Genomic DNA, 15,484 nt, shown 5'->3' on the forward strand with positions numbered 1-15,484 from the left:
ACTAGGCGCAGCATGCAGCCAATGTGTACAACCTTGGCAAATGCTGCAACAACGTATGGCGAAATTTTGGGCGCAGCCCGAAGGGACGGGGCAGATTTTTCGCGCTGCTGTGTTACTCGTCGCTCATTTGCATGAGCAAATTTCGCTTCTCGCGCCTTGCCGCGCGAAAAATCTGCCTCCGTCGTGGCCACGTTTGAAGCGGGAACAGACCCTAAAGCACCACAATCCCGTCAATTTCCACCAACGAGCCCAGCGGCAGCGCGGCAATGCCAATGGCGGCACGTGCCGGATAGGGCTTGTCGAAATAGCGTTCCATCACCTGATTAAGCACCGGCGTATTGGCAAGGTCGGTCAAAAATGCATTGAGTTTGACCACATCCTTAAAACTGCCGCCCGCCGCTTCAATCACGGCTTTTAGATTTTCAAATACCTGCACACACTGCGCCTCAAAACCGCCTTCAACCAACTTCATGGTTGCCGGGTCAAGCGGCACCTGGCCGGACAGATAAACCGTATTACCGGCCTTAATAGCATGCGAATAAGGCGCAATGGCTTTGGGTGCTTTATCAGCCTGGATAACGCTTTTGCTCATGGAAAACTCCTTTGCTTGAGAGCCGTTGTTATGTTTTGCCCCAATGGGGACTCGCCAGAGTACCACAGCATGCGCCAGAAGCCGCGCCAAGCGTGCGAGAATACGCAGCTTTAGGCTTTGGAAATCATGCCGATGCAATGGCTGGCTCGCCACAGACTGTTTGGACATTTAATCGCCTTTGCCTCCGGGGCGCTGGCGGTACTTTCGCTATCACCGTTTGACCTGTGGCCGCTGGCGCTGCTTTCCCTTGCCTTGTTTTACTTAGGATTGCGCCCGCTCTCGCCAAAACAGGCCTTTTTCTGCGGTTGGTTTTATGGCTTCGGGCTATTTTTGGCCGGCGTGCATTGGGTTTATGTCAGCATTCACGATTACGGCGCGGCCTCGCCGCTCTTGGCCGGATTTTTAACCTTGGCTTTTTGCGCGGGACTGGCCTTTTTGCTGGCATTGACCGCGTTTATCTGGGTGCGCTGGTTGCGCCTTAATCGCTCACCTGTTATCGATGCACTGGCCTTTGCCGCGCTGTGGACGCTGCAAGAGATGCTGCGCAGTGGGCTTTTGGGCGGTTTTCCTTGGCTGTATCTGGGCTACAGCCAGCTTGGCGCACCGCTTGCTGGATTATTCCCGCTGGGCGGAGTGTGGCTGGCTTCCTTTGTGCTGGCCTTATCGGCGGCGCTTTTCACCTGCCTTCCCTGCCTGCGCCGCAGGCCGTTGCTACTGATCGCTGCTCTTTGCTTGTTGGTTACGCCTTGGCTGGGCGGATGGTGGCTTAAAGGCCATCAGTGGACGCAGCCGACAGGCTCGCCGCTATCGGTCGCCGCCGTGCAAGGCAATGTGCCGCAGCAGCTTAAGTGGGAACGCGAGCAATTGCAGGCGCAACTGGATTTGTACGCAGACTTGACCCGCCACGCGCGGCAGACCGATCTGGTGGTCTGGCCAGAGACCGCCGTGCCGGTGCTTAAGGAATATATCGAGCCGTATTTGGCGCAGATGGCGGCTTTTTCTCACCGACGCCGTGCCGCGCTGATGACCGGCGTGCCGCTGCGTGAAGACGGGCGTTACTACAACGCCGTGATGACCTTGGGTGAAGGCCAAGGCACTTATCTGAAACAAAAACTGGTGCCTTTTGGCGAATACGTACCGCTGGAACAGTTACTGCGCGGACTGATTACTTTTTTTGATTTGCCGATGTCGAGCTTTAGTGCAGGTGCGCCCAATCAACCGCCACTTAACGCCAAAGGAACGCTGATTGCGCCTCTGATTTGCTACGAAGTGGTCTATCCGCTGCTGGCCGCAGGGGGAGCGGCGCGCAGCCATCTTTTGCTGACACTGAGCAACGACACCTGGTTTGGCCGCTCCATCGGCCCCTGGCAGCATCTGCAAATGGCTCGCGCCAGAGCACTGGAAAGCGGGCGGGCGATGATTCGCGCAACCAATAACGGCGTCACCGCACTGATTGACCCATTCGGCGAAATAACGGCGCAAATCCCGCAGTTTGAGCAGGCGCTACTTTATGGGCAGGTACAGCCGATGCAGGGACTCACGCCTTGGCTAAGCTGGGGTCATTGGCCGCTGTTAGTACTTTGCGCCCTGATGGTGACGGTTGCCGCTATCACTCGGCACTTTAAGCTACCCTCGCCCGCTTAAAGCGCGGCGGCGAAATAACGGCAGGGGTTGCTCCGCCGCGCTTTGGTAGCTTTCCGAGAAATCGGCCAAGCCTTTAAGCGCGTCATGCGGGTCTTTATCCGCGCGGATGGCGAAAGCGTCAAAGCCGCAGCGGCGCATGGCAAACAGTTGGTCGCGCAGCACATCGCCAATGGCGCGGATTTCGCCTTTAAAGCCGTAGCGCTGGCGCAGTAGCGCCGCCGATGAATACGCACGGCCATCGGTAAAAGCCGGAAAGTTAAGCGCAATCAGCGCGAAATTCGGCAAATCGGCGGCAATCGCTTCGACTTCTTCATCGGCATCCAGCCAAATGGCCAAGGCACCAGGCCGCCTTTTGAGCGCCTCGCGTTCGGCTTGCCAAAGGGCGAGCGGCACGATGCAATCGGTGTTTTCCGGCAAATCGGCAAGCTGTGCTTCTTTGGCCAAAAGAAGCCAGTCGTCCGCTAAAACCTGGCCGTTTTTAATGACTGACTGCATAGACGCGCTCCTTAAACGGGGTCATGCCAATACGCCGGTAGGTATCCAAAAAGCGCTCGTCCTCGCTGCGCTGCTCAAGGTAGACCTTGATAATGCGCTCGATCACATCGGCCATATCGTCCTGCGCAAAAGACGGTCCCAAAATTTGCGCAAGCGTGGCATCACGTCCGCCGCTGCCGCCCAAGGAAACCTGATAAAACTCTTGGCCTTTTTTATCCACGCCCAAAATGCCGATATGGCCGACGTGGTGATGGCCGCAGGCGTTCATGCAGCCGGAGATGTTTAACTCCAGCTCGCCAATGTCAAACAGGTAATCCAAATCGTCAAAACGCCGCTGGATGGCTTCGGCAATGGGGATGGATTTGGCATTGGCGAGCGAGCAGAAATCACCGCCAGGGCAGCAAATCATATCGCTCAACAGCCCTTGGTTCGGCGTGGCAAAGCCTTGTTCGCGCAGCACTTGCCAGAGTTCCAGCAGCTTGCCCTGCTCAACATCGGCGAGGATGATGTTTTGCTGATGACTGTTGCGCACCTCGGCAAAACTGTAGCGCTCGGCCAAGTCGGCAATGGCATCCAGTTGTTTATCACTCAGATCACCAGTCGCTTCGCCGGTCGCTTTAAGGGTTAAGGTGACGGCGACATAGCCGGGCTTTTTGTGTGGATGCGTATTGCGCACGCGCCAGCGGGCAAAGCCGGGGTGCTGTTTATCCCACTGTTCGAGTAGCGCGGGCTGGTTTTCCAGATCGCGGTAAGCGGGGTCAACAAAATGCTGCGCAACACGGGCAACTTCTGCCTCGGTTAGCGTGTTCGGGCCATCTTTGTGCAGCGCCCATTCATCGGCCACACGCCTTGCAAATACTTCCGGGGTGAGCGCCTTGACCAAAATCTTGATACGCGCCTTGTATTTGTTGTCCCGCCTGCCGTAACGGTTGTAGACGCGCAGCACCGCGTCCAGATAGCTTAAAAGGTGCGGCCAAGGCAGAAATTCGTTGATGACGCTGCCGACCATCGGCGTGCGCCCCAGCCCGCCGCCAACGGCCACGCGAAAGCCCAGTTCGCCGCCCTTACCTCGCAGCGCTTCAAGGCCAATGTCATGCACCAAAGTCGCCGCGCGGTCGTGGGCGCAGCCGTGCACGGCAATCTTGAACTTGCGCGGCAGATGGGCAAACTCCGGGTGAAAGGTAGACCACTGGCGAATCAGCTCGCACCAAGGGCGCGGGTCAACCACTTCATCTTGCGCCACCCCGGCAAATTGGTCGGTGGTGGTATTGCGGATGCAATTGCCGCTGGTCTGAATGGCGTGCATCTGCACGCTGGCGAGTTCTGCGAGAATTTCTGGCACGTCTTCCAGCGCGGGCCAGTTGAACTGCACATTTTGCCGCGTGCTGATATGCGCATAACCTTTGTCGTAGTCGCGGGCAATTTGCGCGAGCTTGCGCACCTGCCGACTGTTCATCAGCCCGTAAGGCACTGCCACGCGCAGCATCGGCGCATAACGCTGGATATACAGGCCGTTTTGCAGGCGCAGCGGGCGAAACTCTTCCTCGGACAGATCGCCTTGCAGATAGCGGCGCGTTTGGTCTCTAAACTGTTCGACCCGCTCGTTGACAATCTGCTGGTCGTATTGGTCATACTGATACATGGTCTTTCGGTCTCTCGCTCTCAGGCGGCGGCTGGCGAGGCTTTAGCGCACGGCTACGCAAAACCCGCAAGGCTGCGCAAGATACCAGTCTTGCGATATGCAAAAAAGCACAGCGTTAGCATATGGTTAGAATTTTGCGGGATTAAAAAGCGCTTGACGGCAGAAAAAGACCGCCTTTAATAGGCACTTACCACAACAACAGGAAATCATCATGACTCAACCGACCGACCCGCACGAACGCGACAGCATCGTCGATGCCCGCGCCATTTTTGTCCTGATTTTAATTTGCGTAGCTACCGCGCTTTATTGGGTTAGCCATCAATAATCACGCCGCTCGCCAAACCACTGCTGCGCTATTGCCTTAAAATCTCGCTCGGCTCTGCCCGGGCGAGTTTTAAATACCCTTCGCCGATAGTGTATTTAATAGCAGTTGATTAAATTCCAGAAAAATAGAGCACCAGTTTAACAATCACAAACAAAAGCAATACAAAAACGCCGGTAAACGACAAGCCAATAACAATAAACTGCCAGGGTTTGCCGCGCGAAAAATCGCGGCTGCGGTTTTTGCCGCTTTGCACGCCGAAGGCGGCGGCCAGTACGCTTTGTAATAGCTCGATAAAACGCAGTGGCGGCTCTTGTTGTTCATTATTAACTTGCATGATGAGCTTCCTTGGATAAGGGCAAACAGCGCAGATGATTTTGCCAGCAAACGCCTCGCGGCGGTAGCGCCTGTATAATGCGGCGCTCGCTTTGAAGGAACGCTCCATGCTGTCAGAGATTGAAGCCTTTTTGCTTTGCCCAACGCCGGATGCCTGGCTTGACTGGGCACTAGAAAGCCAAGACATTTTGCTGATTGACCACGCCAACTGCGAGAAAAAAGCCGCCTCCACCGCGCTTTCGCTGCTGTTTCGTCATGTGGAAAAGACGGATTTACAGTACAAACTGTCGCGCCTCGCGCGCGAGGAACTGCGCCATTTTGAACAGGTGCTGGCACTGATGCAAAAGCGCGGCATTGCTTACCGTCCGCTCTCTGCCTCGCACTATGCCGAGCGTTTGCACCGCCCTATCCGCCGCACCGAGCCACAGCGCTTAACCGACACCTTGATTGTCGCCGCCTTTATTGAAGCGCGTTCTTGCGAACGTTTTTTTCGTTTGGCTCCCTTTTTGGATCAAGAATTAACTGACTTTTACCGCTCGTTATTAAAATCCGAAGCAAGGCATTATCAGGATTATTTAAAACTGGCTTCTCAGCACTCAACAGAGCCTATTGATGAGCGCGTTCAATTATTTGCGCAAGTTGAACAAGAAGCGATTTTAAGCAAAGACCGTGAGTTTCGTTTTCACAGCGGCGTGCCATTTTAATTTACCGGCAAATCAAACGCATGTTGCACAAACCCGTTTTGATCCAGCTGTAAAAACCAGCCTTGTTTATCCCAGTCGCCGAGTACAATGCGCTGGGCCGGTTGATGGTTAATCTGCAATACATGCGTTGCCGGTCGGTGGGTGTGACCGTGGATCAGGGTTTGCACACCGTTTGCCTGCATCACACGCCGTACTTCATCGGGCGTTACATCGGTAATGTTACCGGCTTTCACCTGCGTCTGATGGCGGCTTGTTTTACGCAGTCTGCGTGCCAGCGAACGGCGCAGGCAAAGCGGCAAGTGCTTAAGCAGCCAAAGGCTTAAGGGGTTACGCAGGCAAAAGCGCAGCCTTTGGTAGCCGGTGTCCTCTGTGCAGAGGCTGTCGCCGTGCATCAGCAGGACTTTTTCACCGCTTAGCTCAATCAGGCTGGGGTCTGCTAATAAGGTGCAGCCTGCTTCGCGGCAAAAGTGCTCGCCTATTAAAAAATCGCGGTTGCCGTGCATGATAAAAATGCGCGTACCGCTTTGGCTTAAAGCGTGCAGCGCTTCGGCGATTTGTTTGGCAAAGGGCGACATGTCATCGTCGCCCAGCCAGACTTCAAAAAAATCGCCCAAGATATAAAGCGCTTTCGCTTTAACCGCTTGCTGCTCTAAAAAGTCCAAAAAGCCGCGCGTAATATCGTGCCGACCGGCTTCAAGGTGCAGGTCAGAAATCAGTAAAATCAATCAACTATCTCAGCCTTCTCGATAATCACTTCTTCTTTGGGGACATCCTGATGGCCGCTGCGTGAGCCGGTGGCGATTTTTTTGATGCGCTCGACGACCTCCATGCCTTCGCAGACTTCGCCAAATACGGCATAGCCAAAGCCTTGAGCCGTCGGTGCGCTGTGGTCGAGAAAGGCGTTATCGGCGACATTGATAAAAAACTGTGCGCTGGCCGAATGCGGCTCGGAAGTGCGCGCCATGGCAATGCTGCCGGTTTTGTTGGAAAGGCCGTTGGCCGCTTCGTTTTTAATCGGTGCACGGGTGCTTTTTTGTTGCATATCGACGGTAAAACCGCCGCCTTGAATCATAAAGTTGTTAATCACGCGGTGGAAAATGGTGCCGTCATAATGGCCTTCTCGGACATATTGTTCAAAGTTGGCGACGGTTTCTGGCGCTTTATCCGCAAAAAGTTTGAGGCCGATAACGCCGTAATTGGTATGCAGCTTAACCATAAGAGTGACTCACAACAGGGAAGTAAGGGGGGGCAGTATGATACGGATTTGCCGTGATTAGCGCCCGTTAAATTTTGGCTCGCGCTTTTGCATAAAAGCGCGGATGCCTTCTTTAAAGTCTTCGCTTTGTCCGGCTTTACGCTGTAAATCGCGCTCTAAAGCCACTTGTTCATTAAAACTATTGGTGGCGCTTTGGTTAAGCGCCTGTTTGGTTAGTGCAAGGCTGTAAGGTGCTTTAGCGAGTTTGCGCGCGAGCATAAGCGCTTCTTCACGCAGCAGTTCATCATCAACCACGCGCCAAATCAGCCCCCATTGTTCGGCTTGCTCAGCGGGCAATTTGTCGCCCAGCAGCATCAGCGCCTTGGCACGAGCCGTGCCAATTAAGCGTGGCAGAAAAAACGTGCCACCGGCATCCGGCACCAGTCCGATTTTGCAGAAGGCCTGCACAAAGTAGGCTGAACGCGCGGCGACCACCAGATCACAGGCGAGCGCGATATTGGCTCCAGCGCCCGCCGCCACGCCATTGACCGCGCAGACCACGGGTTTGGGCAAATCGCGCAGCGCACTGACCAGCGGGTTGTAGAAGCGCTCGATAGTCTGCCCTAAATCCAGCGGCTCGCCACTGCCGATAACGCTGCCATCGAATAAGTCTTGCCCGGCGCAAAAGCCGCGCCCTTCACCGGTCAGCAGCAAAGCACGAATGGCCGGATTAGCAATAACTTCGGCCAGCGCCTGTTGTAATTCCAAGTGCATGGCTTCATTGAGGCTATTGAGCTGTGCCGGTCGATTAAGGCAGAGCAAAGCCACCCCACTGTCGCAGATGGAAAATAAAATATGCTGAAAATTCATACCCATACTCGTTTTAAATAATGAAAAGCGCTCAGGATAACGTAAAACTGTTTTCGCCCAGATAACCGCCCCCCTCACCGAAACGCCTTTCGCCAAGCCACATCGAGCCATCAATACGGCGCAGCAGTACGGTGCTGGCGCGGGTGCCGTAGCTTCTGCTTGCGATAAAGGGCGAAGACAGCAGTCGCTCAAAATCGAGTGTTAATCCCGTATCCGGCAGCTCCATATCCGCCGCTTGCTGGCGGTCTGCCAGTAATGAGAACAAGGCTTCGGTTTGTGCTTCGTCTTGCTCAAGCGCTTTGCCCAAGGCGGCGCGGCAGCGCTCAAGTTTCGGCCAGGGGGTATTTAGCGCCGCGTTGGACAGGCCATAAATCCCCGCTTTAAGTTTTTGCGGCTGACCATCGCGCGCATTGAGGTAGTGAAGCTCGTGCAAATCACCTACCAGCAGATTAAAACCTTCGTAGTCATCCAGATGGCGGGCGACTTCGGCCAGATAATCGGCGGGCGAGTGCTGCCCGCGCAAAAAGCCCGCGACCAATTCGCCGCGCGAGCGTTTGCCTAATTGGCCACGGTTTTTCTCGCGGATATTGGTCAGCGCGGCAAAGCGACCGCTTTGTGTCACGCCCAGCCAACTGCCGCCTGCTTGCAAATCGCGCCCGGCCACAATCCACGGCGCATCCGCCCAAGCTGCAAGCGAAAGTGTCGCCCTGGTATAAAACTCATCACGATTGGCGGCGACCACTAACGGGAGCTTATTCGCAGGTCGCCAAGCAAAGACTATCAGGCACATGGCGGGCATAATAACCGTCATTAATCAGTGCGCACTATCTATGCGCCAGCAAGCCTTGAGGTGTTTATGGAATTTATGCTGTTTCTGTTGCTCGGCGCTGCCGCCGGGTTGTTGGCCGGATTGTTTGGCGTGGGCGGCGGCTTAATTATTGTGCCGGTGTTGGTCTTTGCCTTTACCGCGCAAGGCTTTGAGGCAGAACTGCTCACGCATATGGCGGTTGGCACCTCGCTTGCCAGCATTATTTTTACCTCGTTGTCTTCGGCTTATGCCCATCATAAAAAAGGCGCGCTGAATATGGCGGTGGTGCTGCCGATGGCTTTTGGCACCATTGTGGGCAGTGCGCTGGGGGCATGGACGGCCGGGGCGATTAGCGGACCTGCCTTGCAAAAAATCATCGGTATTTTTGCCCTGCTGATGGCGCTGCAAATTGCCCTGGATTTACGCCCGAAAGCGAGCGGCGGCTTGCCTGGTACGGCAGGGCTTAGTGCAGCCGGTGGGGTGATTGGCTGGGCAGCGGCGATTTTTGGCATTGGCGGCGGCTCGCTCTCGGTGCCGTTTTTGCTCTGGCGCGGGCAGAGCATGCAGCAGGCGGTCGCCGTTTCTGCCGCTTGCGGACTGCCGATTGCACTCTCGGGGGCGCTGAGCTTTGCTGTGCTCGGCAGCCAAGCCGGTGCTTTGCCAAACTGGAGCTTAGGTTATATCTACCTGCCCGCATTGCTTGGCATTGCGCTGCTTAGCGTACCTTTTGCCAAGCTCGGTGCGAATCTTGCGCACCGACTGCCACAACTATTGCTTAAGCGCCTGTTTGCCTTGCTGCTGCTGAGCGTAGGCCTTAAGTTTCTGCTGTAGCGGGAAACGCCAGCAGGCTTTGACTATTTAACGAAAGCCCTACCGTACTGCCGATGGCCGCTTCAAAGCAGCCCGGCAGCAACGCCAAGGCCAGGCTGCCACCGGCCAGACGAAAACGGCACAGCGTACCCGCACCTTGAAAGGTCTTGCTCAAAAGCTCGCCATGCAGCGAGCTGTCTGGCGCGTACTGCAAGCTGTCCGGACGCAGTAGCAGGTTGAGCTTGGTGTCGGTCTGCCAATCCTGCGCAGTAAAAACCGTACCCAGTTCGCTCTGTGCCTGCTTGGTGCCTGTCGCCGTTGCGACAATAAAATAGCCTTGGCCGATAAATCGCGCGGCAAACGGCGTTTTGGGCTGCTGCCAGAGTTTTTGCGGCGTGCTCCATTGCTCCAGATGACCTTGATAAATCAGGCCAATTTGGTCGCTGACGGCAAAGGCTTCGTCCTGGTCATGAGTGACCAGCAAAGCCGCCGTCTTCCGCGCTTTAAGAATATCGCGCACCTCGCCCGCCAGACGGCGGCGCAGCTCGGTATCAAGGTTGGAAAACGGCTCATCCAGCAGCAAAAGCTGCGGATTAGGTGCCAGCGCCCGTGCCAGCGCCACGCGCTGCTGCTGGCCACCGGACAGCTCCTGCGGATGGCGCCTGGCCTCGCGAGCAAGCCCGACCAGTTCCAAAAGCTCACCAACAATCTGCGCCCTTTTGGGGTGTTTGCGGATACCAAAGCCGATATTGCCTGCCACGGTTAGATGCGGAAACAGCGCGTAATCCTGAAACACCATACCGATACGGCGTTTTTCCGGCGCAAGACAAAATCCCGGACGGGACAATAACGCGCCTTCTAAATGGATACTGCCCTGTTGCAGCGTTTCAAATCCGGCTATCGCCCGCAGCACGGTGGTTTTTCCGCAGCCGGAAGGCCCCAGCAGGCAGCCGATTTCACCGGTATTAAGGTTAAAGCTGATGTTTTTTACCACCGCTTTGTCGCCGTAGGCGCAAGCGACGTCGTGCAGTTTGAGTAAATGAGGTTCAGACATTAGGGGCAATTAACTTCTCAAGCAGGGCTTTTTGCGCGTGCAGGCGGTTTTCGGCCTGCTGCCAAACTTCGGCGCGCGGGTCATCCAGCAAATCTTCGCTAATTTCTTCGCCGCGATGGGCGGGAAGACAGTGCAAAAACAGCACATCGGCGTGCGCTTTATCCAGCAAATCACGGCTCACCTGATACAGGTGAAAGGCTTTAAGGCGCTGCGCGGCCTCTTCTTCTTGCCCCATCGAAGCCCATACATCGGTGGTGACCAAATGTGCGCCTGCTGCCGCCTCAAATGGGTCACGCACAAGCCTTACGCGCTCACCGGCAAGCTCAAGATAACGCGCATCCGGCTCGTAACCTTCGGGGCAGGCAATACGCAGCTTGAAGTCAAACTGCACAGCGGCTTCCAGATAGCTGTTGCACATATTGTTGCCGTCGCCAATCCAGGCCACGGTTTTACCGGCAATCGCGCCGCGCTGCTCGCTATAGGTCTGCATATCGGCGAGCAACTGGCACGGATGCAGTTCATCGGACAGGCCATTAATAACCGGAACGCTCGAATGCGCCGCAAATGCGCGCAGCGTCTCATGGGCAAAGGTGCGAATCATCAGCCCATCGAGCATCGAAGACATCACAATGGCGCTGTCGGCCAGCGGTTCGCCGCGACCAAGCTGGGTATCGGCCGGGGACAAAAACAGCGCCTGCCCGCCAAGCTGAATCATGCCGACGGAAAAAGACAGCCGCGTGCGCGTGGAAGCCTTCTCAAAAATCACCCCCAGCACACGGTTTTTCAGCGGCTGCGGCAACACGCCCTGCGCCCTTAGCTTTTTAAGCTCGCTCGCCCGCGCAATCAAAGCGGTAAGCTCAGCAGGGTTAAAGTCCAGCAGGGACAGAAAATGTTTGGCACCCATCAAAAGCCAACCCCATACGGGAAAAACCTAAAAGTTTATATAAAACCCGCTGCCAATACCAAGAAAATATCGCCATTTTCCCCTCTCCCACCCGCGACCGAGGAGACGGGAACAGACCATAGGGTCTGTTCCCGTGTCAAACGCGAGCCGCGCTGCTGCTCAAAATTTCGCCAGACTAGGCGCAGCATGCAGCCAATGTGTACAACCTTGGCAAATGCTGCAACAACGTATGGCGAAATTTTGGGCGCAGCCCGAAGGGACGGGCCAGATTTTGTGCGCTGCTGTGTTGCTCGTCGTTCATTTGCATGAGCAAATTTCTCTTCTCGCGCCTTGCCGCGCGCAAAATCTGGCTCCGTCGCGGCCACGTTTGACACGGGAACAGACCCTAAAGCTTGCGCTATAATCCGGCGTTTTCTTCTAAGTACCTGCCTGAGTTAGCCTTGATGGAAATCAACCCCACACTAAGCCAAATCAAAGAACTTCAAAGCCGTACCGCTCAACTTCGGGGGTATCTTTGACTACGACCACAAGCACGAACGCTTGGTGGAAGTGACCCGCGAGCTGGAAGACCCCAGCATCTGGAATCGCCCCGATTACGCGCAGAGCCTCGGGCGCGAACGCGCCTTGCTGGAACAAACAGTCGGCACTTTGGATGAATTAGGCCAAGGCCTTATTGATGCCCACGAGCTATTGGAAATGGCCGCCGAGGAAGAAGACCAAGCGGCGCTTTTGGAAATCAACGCCGAACTGGAGCGCCTGCAAACGCTGCTCGCCGACATGGAATTTCGCCGCATGTTCAGCGGCGAGATGGACAGCAATAACGCCTGGCTCGATATTCAGTCAGGCTCCGGCGGCACGGAAGCGCAAGATTGGGCGCAAATGATTTTGCGTATGTATCTGCGCTGGGCAGAAAAACACGACTTTGCAGCGGAAATCGTCGAACTATCCGAAGGTGAAGTCGCCGGTATCAAAAGCGCCACTATTCATATCCGCGGTGACTACGCCTTTGGCTGGCTGCGCACCGAAATTGGCGTGCACCGGCTGGTACGCAAAAGCCCGTTTGATTCTGGCAACCGTCGCCATACCTCGTTTTGCGCGGTGTTCGCCTCGCCGGAAATTGACGACAGCATCGAGATTGAAATCAATCCGGCGGAACTGCGCATCGATACCTACCGTTCTTCCGGTGCGGGCGGCCAGCACGTCAATACCACGGATTCGGCGGTTCGCATCACCCACACGCCCACCAATACCGTGGTTTCCTGCCAGAACGAACGCTCGCAGCACGCCAACCGCGACCGCGCCATGAAAATGCTGCGTGCCAAGCTCTATGAGCTGGAAATGATGAAACGTAACGCCGCACAACAGATCCTCGAAGACAGCAAATCCGATATTGGCTGGGGACATCAAATCCGCTCCTACGTGCTCGACCAATCGCGCATTAAGGACCTGCGCACCGGCGTTGAGCGCAGCGACTGCGATAAAGTCTTGGGCGGCGACCTCGACGAATTTTTACAAGCCAGCCTAAAACAAGGGCTGTAATGGAACTTATTGATATGACTGAATCAGCACAGCCGGACGAAAACCATTTAATCGCCGCACGGCGCGACAAACTCGCCGCATTGCGCGAGCAGGGCAACGCCTTTCCCAATGATTTTCGTCGTAGCCATTATTGCGACGATTTACAACAACAATATAAAGACAGCAGCAAAGCCGAACTGGAAGCCGCCGCCATAGCGGTTAAAGTCGCCGGACGTTTAATGCTCAATCGCGGCGCTTTTTTAGTCATTCAAGACAGCAGTAGCCGCTTGCAGCTCTACGTTAATCGTAAAACTTTATCCTCTGAGCAATTAGCCTTGGCCAGCAGTTTGGACTTGGGCGACATCATTGCCGCCGAAGGCACCTTGGCGCGCTCCGGTAAAGGTGATTTATATGTCGATATGCAAAGCCTGCGACTTTTAACCAAAGCGCTGCGCCCGCTTCCGGATAAACATCACGGCTTAACCGATACCGAACAACGTTATCGCCAGCGTTATTTGGATTTAATCGTCAACGAAACCACCCAAAAAACCTTCCGCGTACGTTCACAAGTAATTGCGCATATCCGCCGTTTTATGGAAGCGCATGGCTTTCTTGAAGTCGAAACACCGATGCTGCAAGCCATTCCCGGCGGCGCTTCAGCCAAGCCTTTTGCCACCCATCACAATGCGCTGGATATGCCCATGTATCTGCGCATTGCACCGGAGCTTTATTTAAAGCGTCTGGTGGTCGGCGGTTTTGAAAAGGTCTTTGAAATTAACCGCAACTTTCGTAATGAAGGGGTTTCCACCCGGCATAACCCCGAATTTACCATGCTGGAGTTTTACCAAGCCTTTGCCGATTATCAAGACAATATGGATTTAACCGAAGTCTTATTGCGTGAATTAGCGCAATCGGTATTAGGTAGTACGGATGTGCCTTACGGCGATAAAGTCTTCCACTTTGCCGAGCCGTTTGCGCGCTTATCCATGTTTGATTCCATCGTGCAATTCGCGGGCATCCGCGAAGCGGATTTACGCGATATTGATACTGTCCGCGCACTTGCCAAAAAAGCCGGCGGGCAAATTAAAGGCCACGAAGGTTTGGGCAAATTACAAACGATATTATTTGAAGAGCTGGTTGAACCGAAGCTGGAACAGCCGACTTTTATTACCCGCTATCCGTTTGAAGTTTCCCCACTGGCGCAGCGCAGTGCCGATGACCCGAATGTCACCGACCGCTTTGAACTCTTTATCGGCGGGCGCGAGATTGCCAATGCCTATTCCGAACTGAACGATGCCGAAGACCAGGCCGAACGTTTTGCCGCGCAAGTGCGCGAAAAAGACGCAGGCGACGATGAAGCCATGCACTTCGACAGCGACTATATTCGCGCACTCGAATACGGCATGCCGCCGACGGCGGGCGAAGGTATCGGCATTGACCGGCTGGTGATGCTGCTGACCAACTCGCCCTCCATCCGCGATGTGATTTTATTTCCGCATATGCGCCCCGAAGGCTAAACAAAGGTTATGGACAGTACGCAGCGCCTGATTTTGACCGCCGTCGGCAGCGTCCTGCTTACGGTGGCATCCCTTTGGTATTACGGCTATCTGCACTTTGCCAAGCCAGAAGATGCAAGGCTTTTGGCCGAGTTCACCATGCTTAAAAGTATCCCGGGTGAACAGGTTAAACTTAAACTGGCTCCGGCCGAGCAAAGCGCACTTTGTATTGACGGCGTGCTGGTACTGTTCGACAGCCGCCAAAAAGGCTTATCCGGCGTGCTGGTAGACAGCAAAAAACGCGCCGTACGCTGCGCAGGCGATACCGTGCCGCAAGAAGTAACGCAGTAATCATCAACGATAAAGCAACGATAAAGGAGAGCAAAATGCGTGTGATTTTATTGGGAGCACCCGGTGCCGGAAAAGGCACGCAAGCCGGATTTATCTGCAAGCAGTTGAATATCCCGCAAATCTCCACCGGCGATATGCTGCGCGCCGCCGTTAAAGCCGGCACCGAACTGGGCAAACAAGCCAAAAGCGCAATGGATAGCGGAGGTCTTGTTTCCGACGCACTGATTATCAATCTGGTCAAAGAACGCATTACCCAGGCCGACTGCGCAAACGGCTTTTTATTCGACGGCTTCCCGCGCACCTTGGTGCAAGCCGAGGCGCTGATTGAAGCCAATATCACCATCGACCAAGTGATAGAAATCGACGTCGCCGACGAAGAAATCGTCAAGCGTATTGCCGGGCGGCGCGTACACCCCGCTAGCGGGCGCATTTATCACATCACCCACAATCCGCCGAAAGCCGAAGGTATTGACGATGAAAGCGGCGAAGCCCTCATCCAGCGCGACGACGATAAAGAACAAACCGTGCGTAACCGCCTTGCCGTCTACCACCAACAAACCAAACCTTTAATTCACTTCTACCAAAATCTATCCGCCAAAAACGGCCAGCCCAAATACAGCCGCATTAACGGCAGCGGTAGCCTGGCGCAAATTACCGAACGGTTGTTAAATGTGTTGAACTAAGCCAGCATCCCCTTGCCCGCTAGCGCGGGAGAGGGCTGGGGGAGAGGGTGACAACGGCGG

18 protein-coding genes are annotated in these 15,484 nt (G+C 55.1%); 7 read left to right on the forward strand and 11 right to left on the reverse strand.

Features of this window, described 5'->3' with window-relative positions:
• A partial coding sequence (locus AXE65_RS14000) for a hypothetical protein (RefSeq protein ID WP_204376497.1) occupies positions 1-191 on the reverse strand: 191 nt, incomplete at its 3' end.
• A gap of 20 nt (positions 192-211) precedes the next feature.
• The gene (locus tag AXE65_RS01640; RefSeq protein WP_068387099.1) at positions 212-592 is read right to left on the reverse strand and encodes a RidA family protein; all 381 of its coding nucleotides are present in this window, start codon (positions 590-592) and stop codon (positions 212-214) included.
• Between the two features lie 132 nt (positions 593-724).
• Here AXE65_RS01640 and lnt point away from each other — a divergent pair, with 132 nt between their 5' ends.
• Positions 725-2,236 carry an apolipoprotein N-acyltransferase gene (lnt, locus tag AXE65_RS01645; RefSeq protein ID WP_068387102.1) on the forward strand — a complete coding sequence of 504 codons (1,512 nt, stop codon included), beginning with the start codon at positions 725-727 and terminating at the stop codon, positions 2,234-2,236.
• Here lnt and AXE65_RS01650 read toward each other — a convergent pair.
• From AXE65_RS01650 to AXE65_RS01660, 3 genes are all read right to left on the reverse strand, one after another.
• On the reverse strand, positions 2,219-2,731 hold the full coding sequence (locus tag AXE65_RS01650; RefSeq protein WP_068387105.1) for a DUF934 domain-containing protein: 513 nt from the start codon (positions 2,729-2,731) through the stop codon (positions 2,219-2,221). The two genes, lnt and AXE65_RS01650, sit on opposite strands and share 18 nt — an antisense overlap.
• Entirely contained in the window at positions 2,715-4,373 is a 1,659-nt protein-coding gene (locus AXE65_RS01655; protein ID WP_068387108.1) for a nitrite/sulfite reductase, read from the reverse strand. Before AXE65_RS01655 ends, AXE65_RS01650 begins: the two co-directional genes overlap by 17 nt.
• Positions 4,374-4,807: 434 nt before the next feature.
• Complete coding sequence (locus AXE65_RS01660) at positions 4,808-5,032, reverse strand: DUF2970 domain-containing protein (protein WP_068387215.1); 225 nt, start codon at positions 5,030-5,032, stop codon at positions 4,808-4,810.
• Between the two features lie 106 nt (positions 5,033-5,138).
• Here AXE65_RS01660 and AXE65_RS01665 point away from each other — a divergent pair, with 106 nt between their 5' ends.
• A complete protein-coding gene (locus tag AXE65_RS01665; protein ID WP_068387111.1) occupies positions 5,139-5,735 on the forward strand; it encodes a MiaE family protein in 597 nt (198 codons plus the stop codon).
• On the opposite strand, the gene lpxH is transcribed toward AXE65_RS01665, so the two are convergent.
• The 4 genes from lpxH to AXE65_RS01685 are packed head-to-tail and all read right to left on the reverse strand — an operon-like array spanning position 5,732 to position 8,590.
• The gene (gene lpxH, locus AXE65_RS01670; RefSeq protein WP_068387114.1) at positions 5,732-6,460 is read right to left on the reverse strand and encodes a UDP-2,3-diacylglucosamine diphosphatase; all 729 of its coding nucleotides are present in this window, start codon (positions 6,458-6,460) and stop codon (positions 5,732-5,734) included. The two genes, AXE65_RS01665 and lpxH, sit on opposite strands and share 4 nt — an antisense overlap.
• Positions 6,457-6,951 (reverse strand): peptidylprolyl isomerase, encoded by a 495-nt coding sequence (locus AXE65_RS01675; RefSeq protein WP_068387117.1) that lies wholly within the window; start codon positions 6,949-6,951, stop codon positions 6,457-6,459. The genes lpxH and AXE65_RS01675 overlap by 4 nt, the downstream gene beginning before the upstream one ends.
• A 57-nt stretch (positions 6,952-7,008) precedes the next feature.
• Positions 7,009-7,800, reverse strand: coding sequence for a 2-(1,2-epoxy-1,2-dihydrophenyl)acetyl-CoA isomerase PaaG (paaG, locus tag AXE65_RS01680; protein WP_068387120.1), 792 nt, complete (start codon positions 7,798-7,800; stop codon positions 7,009-7,011).
• A gap of 31 nt (positions 7,801-7,831) precedes the next feature.
• The gene (locus tag AXE65_RS01685) at positions 7,832-8,590 is read right to left on the reverse strand and encodes an NRDE family protein (protein WP_068387218.1); all 759 of its coding nucleotides are present in this window, start codon (positions 8,588-8,590) and stop codon (positions 7,832-7,834) included.
• Between the two features lie 66 nt (positions 8,591-8,656).
• On the opposite strand from AXE65_RS01685, the gene AXE65_RS01690 reads away from it, so the two are divergent.
• Positions 8,657-9,439 (forward strand): sulfite exporter TauE/SafE family protein, encoded by a 783-nt coding sequence (locus AXE65_RS01690; RefSeq protein ID WP_068387123.1) that lies wholly within the window; start codon positions 8,657-8,659, stop codon positions 9,437-9,439.
• Here the strand turns inward: AXE65_RS01690 and AXE65_RS01695 are convergent.
• Positions 9,423-10,472, reverse strand: a complete 1,050-nt coding sequence (locus AXE65_RS01695; protein WP_068387126.1) for an ABC transporter ATP-binding protein — start codon at positions 10,470-10,472, stop codon at positions 9,423-9,425. The genes AXE65_RS01690 and AXE65_RS01695 overlap by 17 nt on opposite strands.
• The gene (argF, locus tag AXE65_RS01700; RefSeq protein ID WP_068387129.1) at positions 10,465-11,376 is read right to left on the reverse strand and encodes an ornithine carbamoyltransferase; all 912 of its coding nucleotides are present in this window, start codon (positions 11,374-11,376) and stop codon (positions 10,465-10,467) included. Before argF ends, AXE65_RS01695 begins: the two co-directional genes overlap by 8 nt.
• A 443-nt stretch (positions 11,377-11,819) precedes the next feature.
• On the opposite strand from argF, the gene prfB reads away from it, so the two are divergent.
• From prfB to adk, 4 genes are all read left to right on the forward strand, one after another.
• A protein-coding gene (gene prfB / locus AXE65_RS01710) for a peptide chain release factor 2 (protein ID WP_153015363.1) occupies positions 11,820-12,915 on the forward strand; the annotation gives its coding sequence in 2 pieces (ribosomal slippage) (positions 11,820-11,891 and positions 11,893-12,915; 1,095 coding nt in all).
• 14 nt (positions 12,916-12,929) lie between these two features.
• A complete protein-coding gene (lysS, locus tag AXE65_RS01715; RefSeq protein ID WP_068387221.1) occupies positions 12,930-14,411 on the forward strand; it encodes a lysine--tRNA ligase in 1,482 nt (493 codons plus the stop codon).
• Positions 14,412-14,420: 9 nt separating this feature from the next.
• Entirely contained in the window at positions 14,421-14,741 is a 321-nt protein-coding gene (locus tag AXE65_RS01720) for a PA3694 family proteiin (RefSeq protein ID WP_068387135.1), read from the forward strand.
• A 35-nt stretch (positions 14,742-14,776) separates the two neighbouring features.
• On the forward strand, positions 14,777-15,424 hold the full coding sequence (adk, locus tag AXE65_RS01725) for an adenylate kinase (protein ID WP_068387138.1): 648 nt from the start codon (positions 14,777-14,779) through the stop codon (positions 15,422-15,424).
• The last annotated feature ends 60 nt before the right edge of the window (positions 15,425-15,484 follow it).

Origin of the sequence: Ventosimonas gracilis (assembly GCF_001580025.1) — a bacterium.
Classification (GTDB): domain Bacteria; phylum Pseudomonadota; class Gammaproteobacteria; order Pseudomonadales; family Pseudomonadaceae; genus Ventosimonas; species Ventosimonas gracilis.

What these genes read in the sequence shown, in the direction of transcription:
- AXE65_RS01690 (WP_068387123.1), top strand. Translation starts at nt 8,657, where the DNA reads ATGGAATTTATGCTGTTTCTGTTGCTCGGCGCTGCCGCCGGGTTGTTG.
- paaG (WP_068387120.1), bottom strand. Translation starts at nt 7,800, where the DNA reads ATGAATTTTCAGCATATTTTATTTTCCATCTGCGACAGTGGGGTGGCT.
- AXE65_RS01655 (WP_068387108.1), bottom strand. Translation starts at nt 4,373, where the DNA reads ATGTATCAGTATGACCAATACGACCAGCAGATTGTCAACGAGCGGGTC.
- lnt (WP_068387102.1), top strand. Translation starts at nt 725, where the DNA reads ATGCAATGGCTGGCTCGCCACAGACTGTTTGGACATTTAATCGCCTTT.
- AXE65_RS01720 (WP_068387135.1), top strand. Translation starts at nt 14,421, where the DNA reads ATGGACAGTACGCAGCGCCTGATTTTGACCGCCGTCGGCAGCGTCCTG.
- AXE65_RS01675 (WP_068387117.1), bottom strand. Translation starts at nt 6,951, where the DNA reads ATGGTTAAGCTGCATACCAATTACGGCGTTATCGGCCTCAAACTTTTT.
- AXE65_RS01660 (WP_068387215.1), bottom strand. Translation starts at nt 5,032, where the DNA reads ATGCAAGTTAATAATGAACAACAAGAGCCGCCACTGCGTTTTATCGAG.
- adk (WP_068387138.1), top strand. Translation starts at nt 14,777, where the DNA reads ATGCGTGTGATTTTATTGGGAGCACCCGGTGCCGGAAAAGGCACGCAA.
- AXE65_RS01685 (WP_068387218.1), bottom strand. Translation starts at nt 8,590, where the DNA reads ATGTGCCTGATAGTCTTTGCTTGGCGACCTGCGAATAAGCTCCCGTTA.
- AXE65_RS01640 (WP_068387099.1), bottom strand. Translation starts at nt 592, where the DNA reads ATGAGCAAAAGCGTTATCCAGGCTGATAAAGCACCCAAAGCCATTGCG.
- AXE65_RS01650 (WP_068387105.1), bottom strand. Translation starts at nt 2,731, where the DNA reads ATGCAGTCAGTCATTAAAAACGGCCAGGTTTTAGCGGACGACTGGCTT.
- argF (WP_068387129.1), bottom strand. Translation starts at nt 11,376, where the DNA reads ATGGGTGCCAAACATTTTCTGTCCCTGCTGGACTTTAACCCTGCTGAG.
- AXE65_RS01665 (WP_068387111.1), top strand. Translation starts at nt 5,139, where the DNA reads ATGCTGTCAGAGATTGAAGCCTTTTTGCTTTGCCCAACGCCGGATGCC.
- AXE65_RS01695 (WP_068387126.1), bottom strand. Translation starts at nt 10,472, where the DNA reads ATGTCTGAACCTCATTTACTCAAACTGCACGACGTCGCTTGCGCCTAC.
- lysS (WP_068387221.1), top strand. Translation starts at nt 12,930, where the DNA reads ATGACTGAATCAGCACAGCCGGACGAAAACCATTTAATCGCCGCACGG.